Annotated in this window: 22 protein-coding genes; 9 read left to right on the top strand and 13 right to left on the bottom strand. The window is 53.0% G+C overall.

Annotated elements, in window-relative coordinates:
* Window positions 1–54 precede the first annotated feature (54 nt).
* From FJ147_13290 to FJ147_13270, 5 genes are all read left to right on the top strand, one after another.
* Complete coding sequence (locus FJ147_13290) at window positions 55–1914, top strand: hypothetical protein (protein ID MBM4256856.1); 1860 nt, start codon at window positions 55–57, stop codon at window positions 1912–1914.
* Between the two features lie 232 nt (window positions 1915–2146).
* The gene (locus FJ147_13285) at window positions 2147–2437 is read left to right on the top strand and encodes an HU family DNA-binding protein (protein ID MBM4256855.1); all 291 of its coding nucleotides are present in this window, start codon (window positions 2147–2149) and stop codon (window positions 2435–2437) included.
* A 270-nt stretch (window positions 2438–2707) separates the two neighbouring features.
* On the top strand, window positions 2708–3373 hold the full coding sequence (queE, locus tag FJ147_13280; protein ID MBM4256854.1) for a 7-carboxy-7-deazaguanine synthase: 666 nt from the start codon (window positions 2708–2710) through the stop codon (window positions 3371–3373).
* 49 nt (window positions 3374–3422) lie between these two features.
* Window positions 3423–4172, top strand: a complete 750-nt coding sequence (locus tag FJ147_13275; protein MBM4256853.1) for an SDR family oxidoreductase — start codon at window positions 3423–3425, stop codon at window positions 4170–4172.
* A gap of 45 nt (window positions 4173–4217) precedes the next feature.
* Window positions 4218–4670, top strand: coding sequence for a biphenyl-2,3-diol 1,2-dioxygenase (locus FJ147_13270; GenBank protein ID MBM4256852.1), 453 nt, complete (start codon window positions 4218–4220; stop codon window positions 4668–4670).
* A 58-nt stretch (window positions 4671–4728) separates the two neighbouring features.
* On the opposite strand, the gene FJ147_13265 is transcribed toward FJ147_13270, so the two are convergent.
* From FJ147_13265 to FJ147_13210, 12 genes are all read right to left on the bottom strand, one after another.
* Window positions 4729–5301, bottom strand: a complete 573-nt coding sequence (locus FJ147_13265; GenBank protein MBM4256851.1) for an N-acetyltransferase — start codon at window positions 5299–5301, stop codon at window positions 4729–4731.
* A 79-nt stretch (window positions 5302–5380) separates the two neighbouring features.
* Window positions 5381–5917: an OmpA family protein gene (locus FJ147_13260; protein ID MBM4256850.1), complete on the bottom strand. Its 537-nt coding sequence runs from the start codon at window positions 5915–5917 to the stop codon at window positions 5381–5383.
* 41 nt (window positions 5918–5958) lie between these two features.
* Window positions 5959–6492 (bottom strand): hypothetical protein, encoded by a 534-nt coding sequence (locus FJ147_13255; GenBank protein ID MBM4256849.1) that lies wholly within the window; start codon window positions 6490–6492, stop codon window positions 5959–5961.
* A 99-nt stretch (window positions 6493–6591) separates the two neighbouring features.
* On the bottom strand, window positions 6592–6777 hold the full coding sequence (locus FJ147_13250) for a hypothetical protein (GenBank protein ID MBM4256848.1): 186 nt from the start codon (window positions 6775–6777) through the stop codon (window positions 6592–6594).
* A gap of 15 nt (window positions 6778–6792) precedes the next feature.
* Entirely contained in the window at window positions 6793–8313 is a 1521-nt protein-coding gene (locus FJ147_13245) for a YifB family Mg chelatase-like AAA ATPase (GenBank protein MBM4256847.1), read from the bottom strand.
* Between the two features lie 519 nt (window positions 8314–8832).
* Entirely contained in the window at window positions 8833–9678 is an 846-nt protein-coding gene (locus FJ147_13240; protein ID MBM4256846.1) for a toll/interleukin-1 receptor domain-containing protein, read from the bottom strand.
* Between the two features lie 29 nt (window positions 9679–9707).
* The gene (locus FJ147_13235; GenBank protein ID MBM4256845.1) at window positions 9708–10376 is read right to left on the bottom strand and encodes a hypothetical protein; all 669 of its coding nucleotides are present in this window, start codon (window positions 10374–10376) and stop codon (window positions 9708–9710) included.
* Window positions 10377–10707: 331 nt separating this feature from the next.
* Window positions 10708–10989, bottom strand: a complete 282-nt coding sequence (locus FJ147_13230; GenBank protein ID MBM4256844.1) for a hypothetical protein — start codon at window positions 10987–10989, stop codon at window positions 10708–10710.
* 524 nt (window positions 10990–11513) lie between these two features.
* Complete coding sequence (locus tag FJ147_13225) at window positions 11514–11939, bottom strand: hypothetical protein (protein ID MBM4256843.1); 426 nt, start codon at window positions 11937–11939, stop codon at window positions 11514–11516.
* Window positions 11940–11958: 19 nt separating this feature from the next.
* Window positions 11959–13098, bottom strand: a complete 1140-nt coding sequence (locus tag FJ147_13220; protein MBM4256842.1) for a thiolase family protein — start codon at window positions 13096–13098, stop codon at window positions 11959–11961.
* A 25-nt stretch (window positions 13099–13123) separates the two neighbouring features.
* Window positions 13124–14878: a gamma-glutamyltransferase family protein gene (locus FJ147_13215; protein MBM4256841.1), complete on the bottom strand. Its 1755-nt coding sequence runs from the start codon at window positions 14876–14878 to the stop codon at window positions 13124–13126.
* A gap of 118 nt (window positions 14879–14996) precedes the next feature.
* A complete protein-coding gene (locus FJ147_13210; protein ID MBM4256840.1) occupies window positions 14997–15311 on the bottom strand; it encodes a DUF1232 domain-containing protein in 315 nt (104 codons plus the stop codon).
* A 320-nt stretch (window positions 15312–15631) separates the two neighbouring features.
* On the opposite strand from FJ147_13210, the gene FJ147_13205 reads away from it, so the two are divergent.
* From FJ147_13205 to FJ147_13190, 4 genes are all read left to right on the top strand, one after another.
* Complete coding sequence (locus tag FJ147_13205) at window positions 15632–17005, top strand: DUF1329 domain-containing protein (GenBank protein ID MBM4256839.1); 1374 nt, start codon at window positions 15632–15634, stop codon at window positions 17003–17005.
* A 135-nt stretch (window positions 17006–17140) separates the two neighbouring features.
* Entirely contained in the window at window positions 17141–17821 is a 681-nt protein-coding gene (locus FJ147_13200) for a response regulator transcription factor (GenBank protein MBM4256838.1), read from the top strand.
* Entirely contained in the window at window positions 17818–19248 is a 1431-nt protein-coding gene (locus FJ147_13195) for a HAMP domain-containing protein (GenBank protein MBM4256837.1), read from the top strand. Before FJ147_13200 ends, FJ147_13195 begins: the two co-directional genes overlap by 4 nt.
* Before the next feature lie 355 nt (window positions 19249–19603).
* The gene (locus FJ147_13190; GenBank protein ID MBM4256836.1) at window positions 19604–21073 is read left to right on the top strand and encodes a DegQ family serine endoprotease; all 1470 of its coding nucleotides are present in this window, start codon (window positions 19604–19606) and stop codon (window positions 21071–21073) included.
* An 84-nt stretch (window positions 21074–21157) separates the two neighbouring features.
* On the opposite strand, the gene FJ147_13185 is transcribed toward FJ147_13190, so the two are convergent.
* Complete coding sequence (locus FJ147_13185) at window positions 21158–21757, bottom strand: hypothetical protein (protein MBM4256835.1); 600 nt, start codon at window positions 21755–21757, stop codon at window positions 21158–21160.
* Between the last annotated feature and the right edge of the window lie 119 nt (window positions 21758–21876).

Genomic DNA, 21876 nt, shown 5'->3' with positions numbered 1-21876 from the left:
GTGTACGCTGCAAGTACAAAAAGTTTCGTTCGACCTTGAGGAAGTGGGGTAATCATGGCAACAGCAAAGAACAAGACAGCACGGACGAAAGGTTGGCATGCTTGGCGAGAAGACGCTCAGGTCCTGACAACCATCGGTACCGCGTATTCCAGCACTCTGAGTGAGGCTTCGACAACTTTGCCACTGAAACGTGAGACCAGCCGAGAAGCAACACCGTGCCGCACACTCCGCGTCTATTTCATTAAACCGTCGAAGTACGACGCCGACGGCTATGTACTGCGCTTTTGGAAAGGCGTGCTACCAAACAACACACTCACCGCTCTGGCGGCGTTAAACGAACAGTACAATCGCCTGCGCGCCCACAAAAACATCTTTGTGGAAACCGTGCTGTGGGATGAAATTGTCGAAGGGGCAATCAACCCTGACACGATCCAAGCCATTAAAGACAAAGGTAAAGAAGACGGCGTCGAGGTCCTCATCGGACTGGCGGGAGTACAAACGAACCAGTACCCGCGCGGACGAGATCTTGCGCTGCAATTTATCTCGGCTGGCTTCACCGTGTTAATGGGCGGTTTTCATGTCAGTGGCTACCCCGATTCCTGCACCTTCCTCAATAACTGCGGCATCACAACTGTCGCTGGTGAGGCAGAAAATACCTGGGTACAGATTCTCGATGACTACCTCGATGGCAACTTGCAGCCACACTACAGTGTCACAACTGGTATCCGTGCCAAGACAGGAACTGGCGAAATTATTGTCCCAGAAATTACCGACGTTCAGTTGCCCGCGATCGATGACCGCTACCTTACACGCTTCGCCAACGACACCATGACAACGCTCGATACATCGCGGGGTTGTCCGTTCACCTGTTCGTATTGCAGCGTCAAAAACGTCATGGGCCGGACGATGCGGGCACGGGATTCACAGTCTGCGGTCGATTGGATTCGTGACGCCGTTGACAACCATGGCATCGATACCCTCTTTTTAGTTGACGACGACTTCTTCCGCAGCCCGCAGTGGGAGCCCGTGCTCCTTGGCATGGCGGAACTACGGCAACAGGGCCGCAATATCAACTTCATGATGCAGGTCGATATTGATGCCGGTGGTTATGCCGACCTTCGCCCTGGGGAAACTGACAGTAGCAAGCACCAACGTAGTCGTCGATTCGTCGAATTAGTGAAGGAAGCAGGTGGATACTGCGCCTTCGTCGGGTTTGAGTCGTTTAACCCGCTCAACCTGATGGCAGCGACCAAATTTCAAAATACCGACCGCCGTGGCGAACGTAATCTTGAGTTGGCGGAAGCGAAAAAGCGTGTGTTGGAGAAGTACCGCCGTGTTGTAGACAACTGGCATAATGCCGGGATTGCTGTCCATTGCGGGTACATGATCGGCTTTCCGCATGATACACCCGAGAGTGGACTGCAGGCAGCTCTTGATCTCATTGAAGTTGGTGTAGACCTAGCCTCATTCTTCATTGTCACACCGCTCCCAGGCACCGAAGATCACATTAAAGCCGTTGAAGAAGGCAAGATCACTGATTGGGACTTCAATTGGTATGATTCTGACCATGTGGTATCTCAGCATCCAACGATGACAGCGGAAGAAGTTCTCAAAGCGTATCAGGATGCCTATCGGACCTTCTACTCACCGTGGCGTATGTTGAAAAATACGGCAACATTTTCTGGAGGTCGTGGCTTAAACTGGGAAGCGCGAGACAGTATGACCCGTGAGTTTCTCTATTGGGGTTACAGTTATCGCCGAGGCCGTCACCCCATGTTAGGTGGCTTGTGGAAGATATATGATGAGAAAACGAAGCGGCGCGTGATTACTGACGACGAAGCCAAAGCGCTCTACCTTGCCCAAGCCGATGGAAAAACTGTCGCTGAGGTACCGGTACTGACGGTGGCCCAGTAAAGCCGGGAGGTATAGTTCAAGCAACATTGCCCGCCCTTCTCCTGAATTTTCCTGTTTGAAGGTGGCGTGGATCTCAACAAAGAGGAGGATTGGAAGACCGAGAGGATGTGATTGAAGATGGTTGAGAGGCCGAGTTGGTCGGATAGCAATCAAGAAAAAACGACTTGGTGGCCCGGCGAACTCGTTGGGGGATTAACGCAGGAAATCATTTTTGGAGAAGGAGGTTGATGTCATGACGAAATCAGAGATGGTAAAAAAACTCGCAGAAATCTGGGGTGGGTTGTCCAATCGCCAGGCCAACGATCAGTTAGATCAGCTCGTTGACTTCATTACCAAGACGGTGAAAAAGGATAAAGAGCTGAAGATTCCCAATTTGGGGACGTTCCGCCTGCGCCAGTTGAAAGCACGTACCGGACGTAACCCACAGACCGGTGAACCGATCAAGATTCCCGCACGGAAAAAGGTGGGGTTCAGCGCAGCCAAAGTGTTCAAGGAGTCAATCCTCGGCGCTGCAAAGAAGTAAGCGCACTTTGCACGCGGGAGCTAGGGGCTGGAGGTTGGGAGCGAGTTTCCCAACTGCTCCCCCTCCCCCCGCGTACGCTCCTAGTACCGCGTCTCGCAAGTTCATTCGCGGTGAAATCGTAGGGCGCGTACCACGCGCCAGTCAGTTGGCGCGCTTCGCACGCCCTACAACTGCTCACGAAGTTATAAGACACGTCACTAGTACGAATCCTTTGTTCCGTCTTCATCATTCGTCTTCATCTAGTCCCTAGCCCCTAACCTCCTAGCCCCTATGAGTTATTCCGTCAAAGAAATCTTCTACACCCTTCAAGGTGAAGGAGCGAACGCTGGTCATCCAGCAGTGTTCTGTCGCTTTGCTGGCTGTAATTTGTGGTCAGGCCGGGAAGAAGATCGCGCAGGAGCCATTTGCCGTTTCTGTGATACGGATTTTGTTGGCGTTGATGGTCCTGGAGGGGGTAAGTTCGCCACAGCCCAGGAACTTGCGGCTGCCGTCGCCGCAACGTGGCCTTTTCCACCATCGGGCTGTACGGCGCCCCCTGATCGTATTCGCGAACAGCCACTGGTTGTCTGCACTGGTGGTGAGCCTCTGTTGCAACTCGATGAAGAGTTTGTTGCAGCGTTACATGGGTATGGGTTTACAGTTGCTATCGAAACCAACGGCACTCACATCCCTCCCCCAGGTGTGGACTGGATATGTGTGAGCCCGAAAGCTGGAGCAGCGTTGACGCTGCAAGCCGGCAGCGAATTGAAGCTGATCTACCCTCAACCTGGGGCAGAGCCCGAAAAGTTTATTGACCTCGACTTCCAACATTTCTTCTTGCAGCCAATGGATGGTCCAGAACGGCAACGTAATACTCAGCAAGCGGTTGCCTATTGTTTAGCCCACCCACAATGGCGGCTGAGTCTGCAAACCCACAAGTTACTAGGGATTCCATAACCGGAATGCTGAGTAGTATGATCTCCCCTGTAAAGGAGGAGATCAGCAGATGCGATTACACAATAAAGTCGCCATCGTGACTGGTGGCAGCCGTGGGATTGGTCGTGCCGTCGCATTAGCTTTTGCACGTGAAGGCGCACATGTGGCGGTCGTGGGTGCACATGATCCGACTGCGTTAGACCAGGTCGTTGATGCGATTACTACGCTCGGGAAACAAGCTCTCGCGCTTACTGCCGATGTCTCACAACGGGCAGAGGTTGATCGTATGGTGCAGCACGTACTGAACCGCTGGAGGCGAGTCGATGTGCTGGTCAACAACGCCGGGATCATTCATCCAACGCGACTCGAAGAGATCCCCGAAACACAATGGCATGAGATCCTCGCGGTCCATCTCACAGGCACCTTTCACGGCATCCAAGCTGTCATTCCCACCATGAAAGCCCAAGGAGGTGGAAAGATCATCAACGTTGCCGCTCCCTCTGCGCTTCGCGGTTCGTTTGGCGTCGCAGACTACGCTGCTGCCAAAGGTGGCATCATCGCGTTAACACGTAACGCCGCCAGCGAACTCAAGCCCTATAACATCCAAGTAAACTGCATTTCCCCAGTCGCCGAAACACGCATGACCGATGCCCTTTTCGCCTTTCGCCGTCAACATTTGGGCGACACGGCAGGAACGTTCGGTAACGCCAAGCTCGTTGAGCCGGAAGCGGTTGCGCCTACGTTTGTCTTTTTTGCCTGCGCTGATGCCGATTACATCTCTGGCCAGATTCTCGCAGTTGATGGTGGATTAACAGCTTGAGGAGAAACAGCAAAAGGCGCATAGTACGCGAAAAAGGAGCGAGCCATGATCCACCCCAAGAAAGTCGGTCACGTTGTCTTAAAAGTACGCGATCTACAAAAAGCGGAACAGTTTTACACTGAGGTGTTGGGCTTTACCGTGGTGACACGGCTCAAACGTCCGGCTGGCGTGTTCTTCTCTCTTGGCGAACAACATCATGATCTCGCCGTGCTGGCGGTCCCGCCTGATGCCGCCCCGGTAACCGAGCGACAAGTCGGCTTGCATCACGTTGCCTTGCAGGTAGAGAACTTTGCCGCGTTACAGGTCTGTTATCGACAACTGAAAGCCCATAACGTGACGATTACGGCGACGATCGATCATCTCATCACAAAGAGTATCTATTTTCTTGATCCTGAAGGAAACCAGTTCGAACTCTACTGTGATGAAGGCACGGATGGACTTGAGCGGATCAAGCGCGGAGAAGCGAACGCATTTGCACCGCTCAATTTTGACGCTTAGGGGCAGCCGAGCGTTACAGCGGATATCTGCTAAGGACCACAGTCGTGGTCCTTCAATATTACGTCGCCAACCGCGCACCATCGCAGGTCATGACGAGCAGATCGCGGGTGCGACCAACACGGTCAATAACAAAGTCACGCAGCAATGCTTCTTGCTCGAACCCGTAACGTTTGACGGTGGCAATAGCACCTTGCTGATCTGGGGTCATGTGCGCGACGATCTTGCGTAACCCCATCTCGCGCGCAATAGCAAAAATCTCGGCAGCAAGGGTTCTCCCCAGTCCCAATGCTCGGTACTGCGGCCCGACTTGTACGCGCAGTTCGCCAAGGTGCCGTTGCCACGTCACCTCGTTGCGATGCATGCTCGCGTAACCGACAATTTCCTGGCCTCGTTCAGCAAGAACAGTAACCGTCAATCCCGACTTGATGTTTTGACACCACAGCATCACGACGAGAGCCTTGGTGATATCCGTGCGGAGGAACAGGAGATCATCCTCAGGCAACGAGCGTGCAAAGGTCACAATGCGGTGGCTATCTGCCGGGGTCATCAAGCGCAGATTTAGGGTTGCATTGTTTTCCAGGGTAACGGCACGAGGGTATGGGCGTTGAACGTTCACTTGTCCTTCTTCCATACAGGCTCCTTTCACCGTGAGACTGCATTCCTACCTCGTATGTTCTGGAAAAATCAAGAGAACAGGGGTCGATGTCTCCTCACTGACGAGCAATGACGATTTCTACTCGCCTATTCCGCTGCCGACCTTCAGGATTATCAGAGCCGTCAGGATTCGTATTCGGGGCAACCGGCTGCGAAGCACCGCGCCCTTCTGTTTGTAACTGGTCCGCAGCAATCGTGAAGGTCGCGATGAGGTACGACTTTACCGCGTCCGCCCGTCGTGTTGATAACTCTTTGTTATGAATCGTGGTACCTTTGGCGTCGGTGTGTCCATAAATGGTGACGTGAGGAATTCCTGATCGCTGAATGAGTTCAGCAACTTTCTGTAATACCGGCTTGGCGTCCGCTCGGATTACCGCTTGATCGAAGTCAAATAAGACATCACCAAGTAAGCTGATACGTACGCCTTCAGTAACTTCTTCAGCCTGGAGATCGGTTTTGAGTTGCGCAACCCGACGAAGGATTTCTATAGACGGACGCGTAGAGGAAAGTGCAGAAGCAGAGGTCTTCGTCAGCATAAAGCGCGAGGCCGGAAGTCGCGAATGCACGACGGTAGAACGAGGGAGTCGTGTCACCGTCACCACTGATAGCGGCGAGGCAGTGAGGTCAGTTGTCGCTATTCTTTTTTTTTATCAAAAAGTGTCAGCTCAGTCTTGAATTGAGGAAAGGCCGTCTCTTTGTCGGTCGCAGAGCCGGTGGGATTAATGACAAGCGTAAGCGTCGGACTCGACGTTGGGATCTGACCAAGAAACACAAACGTTCCTTCTAAACTGTGGCCGGGAGGAACTTGGATTTCCTCATCCCCTTGAGGAGCTGTCAAACGATAGGCGTTGCCTTGGGCGTCAAGCAGTACAGTCGGATCTGTCCGATACCAGTGGTTCAAGGCGATCGGCGAGTTGGCTCCGTTCACCACACTCGCATGAATCGTTGTATGCAACTTCGCGAGAGTCACTTGCGAAACACGCAAAATGACTCCGTTGGGGTGAACCTGCTGTGTATCGACAGTATACGAACGAGTGGTGTTCTCTTGCGTCGAGTTGTCACTCGTGTCTGCTAGGAGTGAAGACGTCGCCAGCTGAGCATAGAGAAACCCAGCTACGATGACACAGCAAAACTGCAACAAGGATTTCCGGAGCAATACACGTAACATACCTTTGCCTCCCTCGCTGATGGGATCTCGGACTCGGGAGTCCTTCTTGTCGCCTTTTTGTTACGTGGACACTATCGGCGGGGAGAGGGGATTTCTTTACTACTGCTGCTGTCGGACTCGCGAGGCACCGACACACAGCAGCACGCCAACAACTATTGCACCACTACAGACCGTTCGCTCAAGCGAGCCAGATGATAATACAAGGCCCATCAGTCCAATCGCGATCAATAGGAGACCAACAACGGTAAGATAGATAATCATCGACACCGAAGCGTACAGGGGCACACGCGCTTCGGCAACTCACTTGCGATCGAGAGCACGGTACTGAATTGCTTCGGCAAGATGTGGGCTTCTGATGCGTTCTTCTCCATTCAGGTCAGCAATAGTACGAGCAACTTTGAGAATGCGTGTATAGGCACGAGCACTAAGGCCAAGGCGTAACATCGCGTTCTCTAATAGTTTTTCTCCCCCTGCATCGAGCTGACAGAATTTACGAATATCGCGGCTACTCATCTGCGCATTGCAGAACGTTGCGCGCCCGGAGAAGCGCTTGAGTTGCTCGTCACGTGCTTGATTCACACGGGTGCGAATAGCGGCGGAGTCTTCGCTCGCCGTGCTCTGGCTTAGTTCCTTATACTTCACTGCCGGAACTTCGATCTGGATATCGATGCGATCGAGCAATGGGCCAGAGATTTTCGCGCGATAGCGCTGTACTTGTTGTGGAGCACAGGTACATTCGTGCTGCGTATCCCCTAAAAATCCGCAGAGGCAGGGATTCATCGCGCAAATCAACATAATACTCGCCGGATACGTAATAGAGCCGATCGCACGTGAGATCGTGACCTTTGAATCTTCCAGGGGCTGGCGCAGGACTTCCAGGACATTCTTACGAAACTCGGGTAATTCGTCGAGGAACAACACACCATGATGCGCTAAGGAGACTTCCCCTGGCTTTGGGACTGCACCGCCACCAATCAGGCCAGCATCGGAGATCGTATGATGTGGCGCACGAAAGGGGCGCGTGGCGATCAACGCTTGCCCATCCATCAACCCGGCCACGCTGTGCACTTTGGTTGCTTCGATCGCTTCCGCAAGTGTCATATCAGGTAAGATCGTCGGCAAGCGACGGGCGAGCATCGTCTTTCCCGCTCCAGGCGGTCCAACTAACAAAACGTTATGTCCTCCAGCCGCTGCGACTTCAAGCGCGCGTTTGACATGTTCTTGTCCTTTGACGTCGTTTAAGTCGACCTCATACCGCGAATGAGAAGAGAACAACGAGTGCAGATCCACTCGTGTCGGAGGAACGGGACGTTCATCGTTAAGCAAAGCGAACGCCTCACTCAAGGTCGAAGCGCCAATCACGTCGATGCCTTCAACCACAGCAGCTTCGGCAGCATTTTCAAGCGGAACAATAAGGCCCTTGAGTCCCTTTTCGCGTACCATGGCAGCGAGGGGAAGGGCTCCCTGGATCGGCTTTACGCGACCATCAAGGGATAACTCACCAAGGAGTGCATACTCAGCGAGGCGCTCCTTGGGCAGTACGCCTTCGGCAGCAAGAATGCCAAGGGCAATAGGTAAATCGTAGGCTGACCCTTCTTTCTTGAGGTCAGCCGGCGCCAGGTTCACTGTAATTTTGCGCGGAGGAAATTCGTAGCCAGAATTCTTGATGGCAGAACGGACGCGATCTTTACTTTCCCGCACCGCGCCTTCGGGCAAGCCGACGGTAGTGAAGTGGGGCAAACCAAAGGCAGTGTCAATTTCAACTTCAACCAAAAGGCCGTCAATTCCAACGAGAGCACCTGAGAGGATGGTGGCAAGCATGACTAGTGGTGCTAGCGAATGTCGCGGGAAAAAGCAAGGAAGAGGCTGCAGGCTTTAGGCTACAGGGAGGAAACTGAACGCTGATAGCTGAACGCTTCTTCTGAGCTACACCTGCCACTGCATTGGCGTACTGGGCGTATAGGAGCAAAACGTACCAGTCTTGAGTGCTGTAGAAAGATGCTGCCACAAGGACGGATGACTTTTTTTGATTTTCGTCATCACCGTCCGTACACGCTGCGCAATCATCTTGCGGACTTTCTCGACATCTTCGTTGCGGCGGCGGGCAGGTGCCCCAACCCCATACTAGGTAATCGTCCAATAGTCACCTTCGCGGCGAATGGAGTTGGGGAGTTCGGCGTCAGACGCTGAGTGCTGGGTGCTGGGGATTGGAGATCAGTTTTGAGCACTGATGCATTGAGGGGAGGACAACATGAGAGAGACTCCTTTCTGGGGTCATATCGATTGGTCTGTTGCACGAATTGATTCTTGATGTCATTCGCTTCAGTCGTGGCGTTTGCCTTAGCTGCGGACCAGCCGTCGCATGGCGAAGGACGCCAGATACAAGGCCGCCGTGGGCACGATGCCGAAAACAAAAACTATTGCCCCATCCACACTATTGTCATTGGCTGCCATGACGGCGAAGCCTATGAGATGAATAACCGCCCCAATCCTCAATGCCTGTTGACGCGTGAGCGTACGGACCCAGGCATGGATGGGTAATCGCAGCAACACCAACGTATTGACCACGAAGATGAGCGTTGCAAGAACTGTTGTCGTGGGCACGCTGCTCATAAACATACTAGCGAGCATGGCAAACAGGACGACGGCACCGGCAAAGAACGCATAACCACCGGTGAGTATGGCATAGATTTTCCCTCCGGGTTCATCCGGTGGCCACTTACCACCAAGGGCAGTCACCGTCGCCCCAGTCAAATCCCACACATCCGCATTGAGGCGACTGGTCCGCACATCGGCGGCGTTCATCCGCACCAACGGACGTAGATCAACAGGCAAACTTTCTACGGGTGGAAGACTCGCTCCGTCGAGCAAGACTGGGATGACTTTGACTCCGCGCTGCAGCGCGGTTCCCACCTCTACATGTACCCAATCCTGTGGGTCTTGAATGCGCGGTTTCCCGTTACGCTCTTCCCCGCCCCAGCGCTTACCGATCAAGGCCAACAACACATCACACCGATCGACCGTGGTCTCTAACTTGGTGACGAAATCTGCGCCTGGCTCTATACCAACCACGTCCATGAACACCTGCTCCTTGGGCAGATGTTCCACCAGACGATCATAGATAGCATGAGAAAAGCCCGCCGCATCGTCACGACGATAACTAATGAAGACGTTGCGTTTCGTCATCGTTTGCCTCCAACAAAGAAAACAGGCAGTTAGACGTTGGCATCGATCTTGATATTGCCATCACCCCGAATCACTTTGTCACTGTTGACGGCGTCGGCCCAACTGAGATGATTCGTGCGTGCGTAGGCTTTGGCAGCTTCATCCGCAGGGATTCGTGTAAGGGGGGATTCTGCTGAGGCTAACGCATCACGGAGGCGCCAGTTCCACGACCAGAAATTAAGAAATACTGGCAACTCTACCGCAGCGTTGGTATTGACCCCAACGGCTCCGATTGCCGCATTAAAGCCGGCAGCAACAAAGTCGTCCGCATGGCTCTCGCCGAAACAGGTAGTCGAATAGACCATCCGAAGCTTGCCTTTCAGGTTGAGAGTGACAATCTCCGTCTTGAGGGTTGACATATTCTGGTTCCCTTCGTGGAAGACCAAAACGTTCGGCGTACCGTGCAGCATGACAATCAGGTCGATTTCCTTGATCGTTGCTTTCGCGCCGGTCGATTTGAGCGTGTTAAGCAGATTGGCTTTGGTCGCTGACTGATCGTAGAGCGTAATGTAGTCCCCGTAGTCATCTTTAAGCGTACTTTCCACCACCCCTCGACCAGAGTGTTCAATGAAGCGATAGAGCCATTGTTGCCCGTTAGAAATCCCACGGGTGACTTGACTGACGACGAGTAATGCCCGCTGCTGCTTCTGGATACTCATAACATCCTCCTTCACCAAAGTGCTGTCGAAAAAGTCCCCATCACTGCACAAGGTGCTAGATTGCGTGTAGCAATGCTACATGGCGTGTAGCAAATGCGATTTCTCGTGTAGCGAATGTAAAAAAAAGGGGATCAGAAGCCGGGAGTCGGGGAGTGGTGTAGGAAAAAATCCATAGCCTACGTCATGCGCACGAATACCAGAGCGTGCGGTCGCATCAGGCGCGCAGCGTACTAAGGGGAAAAAAGGAAAAAGGTCCAGGGCGCAAGGCAGAAGGAAAGTCTGGGAGGCAAGCGGCAAGAACACAGGCTGAAGAGGAGAACTGAGAAAAAGACTACGTATGCCATTCCATCGGCTTCTCGGGATTGTACGAACAGGCTTTCCCGGTTTTGAGTGCGCCAAACAGACGCCGCCACAGGGTCGGATGGATCTTTTTGATTTTCGTTAACGCCGTGCACAATCGATTTGCGACGGTCTTGCGTATACGTTCACTACTTGTGTCGTCCACTGGTTGTGCTTCGTCTAGTTCTCCATCGGTCATGCTGAGTAATGCCGCAACATGAAATTGCCGCCCTGGCTCACGTAATAAAACTGCAAAGTGATGAAACCCCTGCATGTCGTTTACCCGCGCAGTTTTCTCGCTATACGAGATAGTCCAGTAGGTGCCTTCGCGGAGGAAGAGGAGTCTTTTAGGGGTAGGATTTTACGCTGAGAAAAGACGAGACGTCATTCCCGCGAATGCGGGAATCCAGGGAGAATACGCAATCGTTCAGGGGTGAAGCTCCTGGATGCCCGCCTGCGCGGGCATGACGAACACACGGCTCCTCACGACGGAAAATCCGCGCCAATTGAGGCTTGGATAAAAAACCTACCCTGATGAGGAGCCAGAAGAGGGAGGCGGCAACATGATCGTGTTAACGTTTTGCAGAGAGACTTTTTGCTTCACTTAGGGGTTGCCTGAAAAGGAGGAACAAGCCGTCATTACGAGGAGCCAGAGGCGACGAAGCAATCTCAGAATCAGCAGAACAGAAGGCAAAGATTGCTTCGCTGCGCTCGCAATGACACTCCTGATGGCCTTCTCAGACAGCCTCTCAGAATGATGACAGCGGACCATTATGATGAGAAAGATTTTTCACGATCTCACACTCGCGCTGAGGCCTGAGGAATCTTCTGCTCTCCGCGCTCGCCAATGACAATCCGTACCGGCATCCCGATCTGAACGTTGGCAACGTCTGTATCGATCACATTGGTGGTGATTTCCGGCCCTTCTGTCAAGGCGACGACCGCAACAACATACGGCAGGCGTTCGGTGAAATAGGGATGATAGGGTTTATCGAACACAACAAACGTACGCACCGTGCCCTGGCCTGATGCCGGTTCCCACGTCATCGACTGTGCAGTGGCATCACAGCGCAGACACGCTTGCGAACGAGCATAGTAGGCTCCACACGAGCAACGAGCCAGCAAGACCTTGCCAGTATCGATCGCATCCCAAAACGGTTGGTCTTCTACGGCCACAACGCGGCTTGGTGGTATCGATGTCGCTTGAGTCTCTTTATCACTCACTGTTTCCTCCAGATACACGTTACTCTGTCCCCAAGATCACTGCCGACTGGGCCAAGCCTGCACCGGTAATCCCGACATTCGTCACGAACGCTGTCCGTGCCCTTGGCACCTGTGTCGCCCCACCTTCACCACGAAGTTGACGGATTCCTTCGGCCAAGTGCGTAAAGCCCTGGACATAAGCCCACGAATGAAGCGTGCCTGACGTGTTACACGGCCGCTTGGAGTTCCATCGCACGTTGCCAGCTCGCACCCAATCGCCCGCCTCTCCACGTCCACACAGACCATATGCTTCGACCTGCAACGCCAGCATAATGGTGAACGCATCGTAGAATTCAAAAACATCGATGTCTTCGATACAGAGTCCAGCAGTACCGAACGCCCGACTGCGGGCTGGTTCGACTTCGAGTTCCACTGGCCCCAGAATCGTGTTCGAGCCGCGCGTATATCCCTGGCCGACTTCATGCGTTGTACCGAGCCCCAAGATACCAACCGGCTTAGTCTTGAGATCGCGGGCTCGCTCTGCAGTCGTGACAATGAAGGCAATAGCACCATCAGTGACTAGACAGTAATCCAGCAGATGCAATGGCCGAACAATAAACGGCGAGTTCTGATGATCGTCAACAGTGATCGGACGATTGAACATGTAGGCATCGCTACGCGGGACGGCATTGGACCGGAGCGCTACCGCGACTTCTGCCAAATCCGCTGAGGATCGATTGTATTTATGAAAATATCCCTGCGCCATCATCGCCGCCTGCGCCCCTGGCGAGAAGAGGCCGAAGACAGCGTATTGGTTCTTTTCCCCTGCCCCAACTGTGACCGATTGCGACCGTGCGTTGGTGGCGTGAATGCAGACGACGTATTCTGCCGTGCCTGCCTCGATCATGCCGATAGCTGCGATAAGGGTAAAAATTCCCGTCGCCCCGCTAGAATCAACTTGCAGCGTCGAGTTCGTTCCTAAGCTCGCCCGACTGGCAGCCATGCCCGATGTGCGCTCACCAAACCCTGGCTGGTAGATGTAGCCGTTGACCTGACTCCGCTTGAGGCCGGAATCACTCAAGGCAAGTTCAACAGCATCCCAAGCGAGTTTTTCCGCGCTGGTTCCTGGAATCACACCTTGTGGAGTCACTCCCAAACCGGCAATCGCATATTTATGCATGGTGCGTATCCTCACTCCACTTCACCTACCACCCCATCGCATACGACGGCATACGTTTACTCTGCTCGCCGCGCGGGTCGGCACCGCCATGCAGCACACCACGTTCGAGGTCGACACAGATTCCTAGCACATCGCCTTCGCTCCACTCTTCTTTCACATCGAGTTTGTGTCCGCGTGCTTCGAGTTCGCGGCGCACTTCTGCTGGAACACGCTCTTCGATGCGCAGAAGCCCTGGCGCGGCATTGTGGGGATAAAAGCTCGACGGAAAATGTGCAGAGGAGAAACGTGGGGCTTCGATCGCATCCTGGACAGCCATGCCAAATTCCACCACGTTGAGGAAGAACTGCAACGTCCATTGATCCTGCTGATCACCACCAGGAGTACCGAACACCATGCACGGTGCGCCGTTCTTCAATACCAGTGTCGGGGTGAGTGTCGTGCGCGGGCGTTTTCCTGGCACCAACGCATTGGGATGTTTGGGATCAAGATAAAAAGTTTGCACCCGCGTCCCTAAAGGAAAGCCAATCCCATCAACAACCGGTGAGGAGGGAATCCACGCGCCACTCGGTGTGAACGATGCCATATTGCGTTCTTTATCAACCACAGTGACATACACCGTGCCTGGTCCCCAATTGCGGGCAGCAAAGATTGCTTCTCCTTGTAACAGAGCTGCACCTGTACGTGGGTTCCCTGGGCGTTGATCTCGCGACGCCCGCCGTGGATCAATCAGCGTCCGGCGATTGGCAGCGTATTCTTTCGACAAGAGCCCTGCCAGTGGCACATCAATAAAATCCGGGTCGCCGTAGTACTGCTCGCGATCGGCGAAGGCGAGTTTTATCGTCTCAGCGATCGTATGAATGTAATCGGCGCTGTTATGGCCAAGCCCTTTCAGGTCATAGCCTTCGAGAATCGCCAGTTGTTGCAAAAAGACCGGACCTTGGCTCCAAGGACCACATTTGTAGACATCATAGCCACGATAGTTAAGCACTACTGGTGATTCAATCTTGCAATGAAAATTGGCAAAATCGTCTGCCGTCAGAAACCCACCTTGGGCTTGGGCATGGGTAGCAATGAGGTGGGCAATCTCACCTTTGTAGAACGTCTCACGCGCAGCCGCGAGGCCATGTTCACGTCCCTGACTTTTGCCGGTGTTCTCTGCATCGATCAAGCGTCGGAACGTCCGTCCAAGATCAGGATTCTTCAACACCTCACCGACATCAGGGAGTCGGCCCCCGGGCAAATACACTTTGGCAGATGATGGCCATTCGGTACGGAATTTTTCCGCGTTCCCAGCAACCGAGAAATCACTCAGCATATAGGCAGGCGCAGGTCCACGTAACGCTTTGTGAAGTGGAAAGCCACCTTCGGCTAATTCCAATGCTGGTTGTACGACCTCGGTAAAACTCAGAGTGCCAAACCGTCCAAGGACACTCAGAAGTGCATCAGGAGCGGCGCACGGTCCCGCGGCCAACACGCCATTAAACGGGATCAGGTTGATTTCGCGGCGGCGGAACCAATCGATATTGGCGGCTTTGGGAGCAACGGTATCGCCATTGATCGAGAACACCTGCTTATCTCGCGCATGATAGACCAACGCAGAAAGCTCTCCGCCAAAGGTATGCATATGCGGATTGAGCACGCCTTCAGCGAGCGTTGCTGCCACTGCCGCATCAAAGGCATTGCCTCCAGCATGCAGCATACGCATGCCGGCTTCAGCCGACAAATAATGCTCTGTCGCGATCATTCCCCGCGTTCCCATCAGTGTTGGGCGATAGGCCATGGTTCCCTCCTTCGGCAGGAATTAAAAATTAACAATGAAAAATTAAAACTTGAGAATAGCGAAAAGGGATAATAGACATCCTTCTATCCTTATTCTTTCAATTCTTCATTTTTAATTTTTAATTTTTCATTGTTTCACTGATTTCTTTGACCTGCTCCTCTACCACGTCTGGTGGACAAAGGGAAATAAACCAGCGAGCAGCGACGAGAATCACGCCAAGGTCGTCAGCAACGCCAAATAACGGATTCAACAACTCCGGGATAAAATCAAGCGGTGAAACAACATAGAAAGCAGCCGCGACCAGTATTGCTTTTGCGCGCAATGGGACACGTCGGTCCTTGAATAAACGCCAATACAGTTTAATAAAGTTAGGAAAGTGACGGAGAAGGCGTATAATTTGCCAAGGAGAGAGGTTCGTTGGGGGCATTTCCATAGGTATTGTTCCCAAGGGCTCGGAAAAAATACTAAAGATGTTCTGTCGATTGGCACCAGATCATAGCGCGAGACCCCGATCGTTCACAGAATTCCCTAGGATTTGGGACCAGCCCCTTGCATAAATACTCGAATATATGCGATTTACTGCGGGAATAAAGACAGGTGAGTAATGATTGACCGAATTATATAGGAGCATTGTATGTCAAGAGATACTATTCCTTGTCGTGCCCCACCAAATAAACAAACTACTGAATAGACAGCAATTTATCATAGAAAAGACATGGTCAACACATCCTCAAAAAAGGAGAGAGGTACAATATGCGCCTGACTAATTGGGGGTTGGTAGCACTTACTACCGCAAGTTTAGCTATGTTTACGAATCCAGCGCTTGCCGAACTCCAGCCTGGGTCCAAGTTGAACAAAGCCAATTGCCAAGAAGCGAAAGACTTGCTTCCTGAGCACGTTACGGAAAAATTCTGCGCCGGGCAGTATGAAGCAGAGATCATCGAAGTCAAAGACGCAGATTTTCAATACAGCGCAAAATTTAAGGCTGGGTCAGAATCCAATGCTGGTAAGTATTATGTGACAGAGAATGGATACATGTATGAGACCGCGACAAAGTCGTGGCCCCATTTTTGGTACGGTTTTCCTTTCCCTGGGATTTCCGACAAAGACAAGGATGATCCCCAAATCGCTAACAAGATCATGTATAACCACCAAGTGGCACGGTTCCAGGTCGATGACGTGTACTGGTTCCTCGCTATTAAGTGGGCACGTCCGACTGGATTCGACCGCTCGGTAGAATTTGGTGCGTATGCCCGGTGGAACATTGGTCGTCACTCTGGCGTCCCCTCCGACAATCCGGACGATTGTTATCTGAAAGACTTGCTCTTTGGTGTCGCCCCGTACGACGTGGTCGGTGTGTCGAACATGACCTGGTGGCATACAGACCCAGACAAGTGGCAATCCGTGTGGGCATTCGTCCCCACGATTCGTCGCGTGCGTCGTTTGACGGCATCAAACTCCTCAGAAGGTATGTTTGGTTCAACCCTGGCCCGTGATGACGCGTACGGCTGGGGCGGTAAGATCCAATACATGAACTGGAAGCTGGTTGGCAGTAAGGACATTTTAGTGCCAATTGCACCAACCGGAATTGAAAAGGCTATGGTCGCTGGCGAACCGGCACCAAAGAAGCTGGCCGCTGACCCCAATATCATTAAGGCGAAGGGGCAGGTCCCTGCTGGCCAAGTCGCACGTATCACCTGGTCAGATGAGGAGAAGCTCGTCCCTGGTTACGCAAAAGCAGGGTGGACCGGCACTGCGTTTGCACCGTCGAACTTGAAGCTTGCCAAACGTCGTTGCTGGGTTGTCGAAGCAACGCCAAAAGATCCTTACTACGCTTATGGTCGTCGCGTCGTCTACATCGATACCACCGCGTATTGGGCATACTGGGCAACCTTGTACGATCGTGCAGGCGAATACTGGAAGACGATCTTGTGGGAAGACAAGATGGCCTACACCCCTGGTCGCGACATGACCACCCGTCATCCGTTCTTTGGCTCAGCTGAAGACGTTCGTCAGAACCTGGCGACATTCTTCGATGTCCAAGCGAAAGGGTACTACACTGAGTACAACCTCGGCTTCCCGGATACCACTTTCACCACGACCAACCTGTCTGCAATGGGTAAATAATATACCCAACGTGTAGACTTCACCGCGAAAAAGGGCAGGGCAACCTGCCCTTTTTCTTTTCCTCCCCACGCATCTTTCCCTGAGTGTCGCCTCCCCCTCCATGTCTATGGTGAAATTTCTTATACTAGGGAACGTATGCGTGTCCTGGTTGTCGAAGATGAGAAAAAAGTTGCCAGCTTCATCCAGCGCGGACTGGAAGCCGAACACTACAGCGTCGATGTCGAGCACGATGGTGAAACTGGCTTTCGGCGGATCTGTGAAGGGCATTATGACGTCGTCATTCTTGATGTGAATTTGCCGAAGCGTGACGGACTGACCGTCCTCCGTGATATACGTAGCCGCCGGGTCAATGTTCCAGTCCTCTTACTCACCGCCCGTGATACGATTGCTGATAAAGTAACCGGCCTCGACCAAGGAGCAGACGACTACCTCACGAAGCCGTTCGCGTTCGAGGAGTTACTTGCCCGCATGCGTGTGCTCCTTCGACGCGGAACTCCCACTGCCGTGCCCCAACTCTCAGTTGCAGACCTTCAACTCGATCTTGTCACGCACCAGGTAACCCGTGCCGGTAAACGACTTGACTTGACAGCCAAAGAGTTCGCTTTGCTTGAATTCTTCCTTCGTCGTCCAGGTAGGGTGCTCAGTCGTACACTTATTGCCCAACATGTTTGGGGCGTTGATTTCGACACATTTACCAATGTTATCGATGTCTATGTCAATTATCTGCGCAAGAAAATTGATGCCGACTTCGAGCCCAAATTACTCCACACCGTTCGTGGTGCGGGATACGTACTCAAAGCACCTGACTCAGTATGAAACGCTTGTGGCCACGTACTATCAGAGCCCGTTTGACATTGTGGTACACCGCCATTTTCTCTAGCATGTTCATGTTATTAGGGATCGCCGCGATCATCTTACTGGATCGGGGATTGCGAGAAAATGTCGATGCATCGTTGCTCTCGGTCGCACGATCAATCGCTGAGTCCGCTCGCAATAGTGTACGACCTGGTTCTGGGTTTGATGACCTTATCGAGTCACTGCTCCCACCAGGATTCACAGATCGTTACTTCCGTTTGCTTGACCCGTTTGGACGTCCCGACCCACGTCTTGTCCCACGTGGTCGTCTGCAACTTCCGCTCAGCCCGGAAGCACTCTACAACGCCGAGCAAGGACGAGAAACCTATCAAACCCTGACAGCACCAGGGGTGACGACCGCGTCGTTGCGGATGCTGACGCTTCCGGTCATTGAGCGTGGACGGATCATTCATCTTGTTCAAGTCGCCATGCCACTGGAAAGTGCCGAAGCCGTACGTTCTCATTTCATCTTTGTTCTCTTGGGCCTGACTCCACTTGCGCTCGGCGGTGCCGCGGGTGGAGGATGGTTTCTCGCACGACGCGCACTCACACCAGTAGATACGATGGTCGAAGCAGCACGAAAGATTGAAGCCGAAGATCTTTCCCTCCGCCTCATCACGACAGACAGCCATGATGAACTAGATCGCCTTGCTGCCGTCCTGAACGATATGTTCGTACGCCTAGAGCGTTCCTTTACGGCCGTACGGTATTTCAGTGCCGACGCGGCACATGAATTACGGACACCACTCACCATTCTCAAAGGCGAAATGGAAGTCGCGCTGCAAGCGTCTCGCTCCGAAGACGAGTACCGCCAAATCCTCACAAGTTGTCTCGAAGAAGTGGACCGCCTCAGTGCGTTGGTCCAAGACCTATTGTTCCTGGCGCGCTCTGACAGTGGCAATGTCACGGTCACTGCTATTCCCGTCAATTTGTCTTCTGTTTTCGTTGAAGTCACGCAACCGCTTCGTGCGCTCGCCGAAACTGCAGACCTCACACTTACGGCTCCATCTCCGCCACCGCTGTGGGTCAATGGCAACACCTCAATGTTGTTTCGCTTGATCTTCAACCTGGGTGAAAACGCCATCAAATATACACCTGCAAAGGGAATCGTAGAACTACAGCTAACGCAGGACGGAACTGCAGCGTTACTACAAATTCGCGACAATGGTCCTGGCATTCCCGCCGAAGATCAGGTGCGCATCTTTGATCGTTTCTACCGCGGCGATCCAGCGCGGAGTCGAGGAGGGACAGGACTAGGATTAGCACTTGTGCGCTCAATGGTTACGCTACACAAAGGGCAAATTGCAGTTGAAAGCGAAGTAGGCAGAGGAACCTGTTTTCGCGTGAGCTTGCCGCTCATTCCGGCCCCAGAAACTCGAACACTCTAGTCCCGTGTCTCGCAAGTTCATTCGCGGTGAACTCGTAGGGCGCGGACCACGCGCCAGTCAGTTGGCGCGCTTCGCACGCCCTACAACCGCTCCCGCTGAGAGATTCTTCACTCCGCGGTGCTCCGTTCAGAATGACACTCGCCGGAGCCGCGGAGCAAAAAGCGCAATTCGTGCCCGCGCGCAGTATATATAAGCCTCAGGTCGGGTGTTGACCGTCAAGATTCTCAGCGTTTTTGGTACGAACATGAGAATTTTCTAATCTTCTTCTCACGTTTTTCTCACATCTTTGCGTTATTTCATTCGTATATTGAGATAGAGTAAAGATAAGAAGAGAGGAGAGGAGAACGTCATGCCAATGAGAAAAACAACGATTGTCGGCACGGTATCCGCGGTCCTCGCGCTGGGTGGGTTCGCTCTAGGGCGATTTACACAGCCTGATCCTGTCCAGGCCCAAACAGCCGAAAACAGTGCTCCAGCAGTCGCCACCCAATCAGGACGCCCTTTGCCTTCATTTGCAACGCTGGCTGCTCAAGCATCTCCATCAGTCGTCTATATCAGGGTCACAGCCGTCGAAAAAACCCAGGAAGAAGGACAAGGATTTCCCAATCCATTTGGACCAGGTGGTCCGCCGTTCTTCGGTCGCCCGCCGTTTCCCGGCCCTCCCCAGGGGCGAGGGCGTCGTCAGGGTTCAGGATCAGGGTTTATCATTCGTAAGGATGGCATCATCATCACCAATAACCACGTTGTCGAAAATGCCAAAGAAATCACCGTTACGCTGACCGACAAAAGTGAATACAAGGCAAAAACTCTCGGGCGCGACCCCAAAACCGATCTCGCCGTGCTAAAGATTGAGCCGAAAGCCAACCTCCCCGTTGCCTCCTTGGGAGACTCCGATGCCTTGCAGGTCGGAGATTGGGTCATGGCGATTGGGAATCCCTTTGGCCTGAGCAATACGGTGACAGCAGGTATCGTCAGCGCGAAGGGGCGATCGATTGGCAGCAGCCCGTATGACGATTTCATTCAGACGGATGCCTCGATCAATCCTGGGAATTCTGGTGGCCCGTTGTTTAACGAGCAGGGTCAAGTGGTCGGTATCAATAGTGCTATCTTCAGCCAGAGTGGTGGCAACATTGGTATCGGGTTTGCCATTCCTATCAACCTCGCCAAGAAACTCGTTCCCGAGCTAGAGGAACGTGGCAGCGTCACCCGAGGCTGGCTCGGCGTATCGATTCAAAAAGTCACCCCGGAACTGGCGACTTCCCTCGGTCTTTCCGAATCACGCGGAGCGCTGGTTGCCGAAGTTACCGGCGGAAGCCCTGCAGCGAAAAGTGGACTCGAACGGGGAGATGTGATCGTTGGCTTCAATGGCAAAAAAGTTGATGAGTCTTCAACTTTACCAAAACTCGTTGCCGAGACTGCCGTCGGGAAAACCGTGCCGGTTGAGGTCATGCGCAATGGCAAAGCGAAAACACTCGAAGTGACAGTGGCTCGCTTGGCCGAAGAAACCGCAGCAGCAGAAAGTTCCTCAGAAGCCGCACAGAAAAGCAAATGGGGACTCGCGCTACGCGAGTTGCGGCCTGGGGAGCGAGAAGAATTGAAGCTCAAAGAAGGGGAAGGGGTTATGGTGACAAACGTCCTGCCTGACAGCCCCGCAGCCGAAGCTTCGGTACAACCTGGTGACGTTATCGTCGAAGTCAACAAAGTCCCGGTTGGTTCCGTAACTGCACTCAAAAAAGAAGCTGAGAAAGTTATTGGGGATAAGCCGTTGCTGTTACTGCTACGTCGAGAGAACAGTAATCGCTATGCTTCATTAGCATCGAAATAATCGCAGCAGAGTAGAGACGCTCCGGCGGAGCGTCTCTACCAATCCACGTTTCCGCTACTCGTTAAAAGCAGTTGAACATGCTGTTCACGGTGTCTGCCCGGTCTCCCCGCCAAACATGCGTGTGACCTGAATCCCAAAGATTGCCTGATCAAGCGTATAGTGGCCAGGAAAGAATGGATTGCGGTTCGCCTTCACCCGGCGTCCTTCGACATAGGCGTACCCACCAAGAAGACTCACTCGCCATGCGCCACGCTCAATACCTAAGCCAACCGCGGGTAAATAATACTCAGTCAGATCTGGAAGTGTCGGCGAGAGCGAATCAGCCTTGATCGCGTGCTTTTCCCAGGAGAAGCCAATCCGGAAATGCACGCCCGGCAATAGTCGATATTGTATCCCGGCACCAAGTCGGAATCGATCTCGGACGTTATTGGCCGCGGGCCGATTGAGAAACGTTCGTTCATCAAACTCCAGTCGTGTATCCTCAAACACGGAGAACTCCGCCCAGCGCCCCTGCGCAACTACCGTGAGACGAGAAGTGACGTGATAGGCGGCCCCCAAGACGATCGTCTGCGGTAGTTGAAACTTGACAGAGACATCGTCTCCACGCCCAGCCACACGCGCATTGCCAAACATGAAAATCGAGCCCGGTGTTTTGTATGAAAAACCAATATTTAGATTAGGCATGGGCAAGAATTAAGTTACCGATTAAGAGCGAGGAAGAAGCGTATAGTTCCAATCGCCATGAAACTTACCGGGTTTGATATTGAGCGCTTGAAACTCATCGTCGGAGACCTGTAGGCCTT

Source organism: Deltaproteobacteria bacterium (assembly GCA_016874775.1).
In the GTDB taxonomy this organism is placed as follows: domain Bacteria; phylum Desulfobacterota; class Binatia; order Bin18; family Bin18; genus VGTJ01.
Note: the sequence above shows the minus strand (reverse complement) of the source record. Positions and strands in the feature narration are given on the sequence as shown.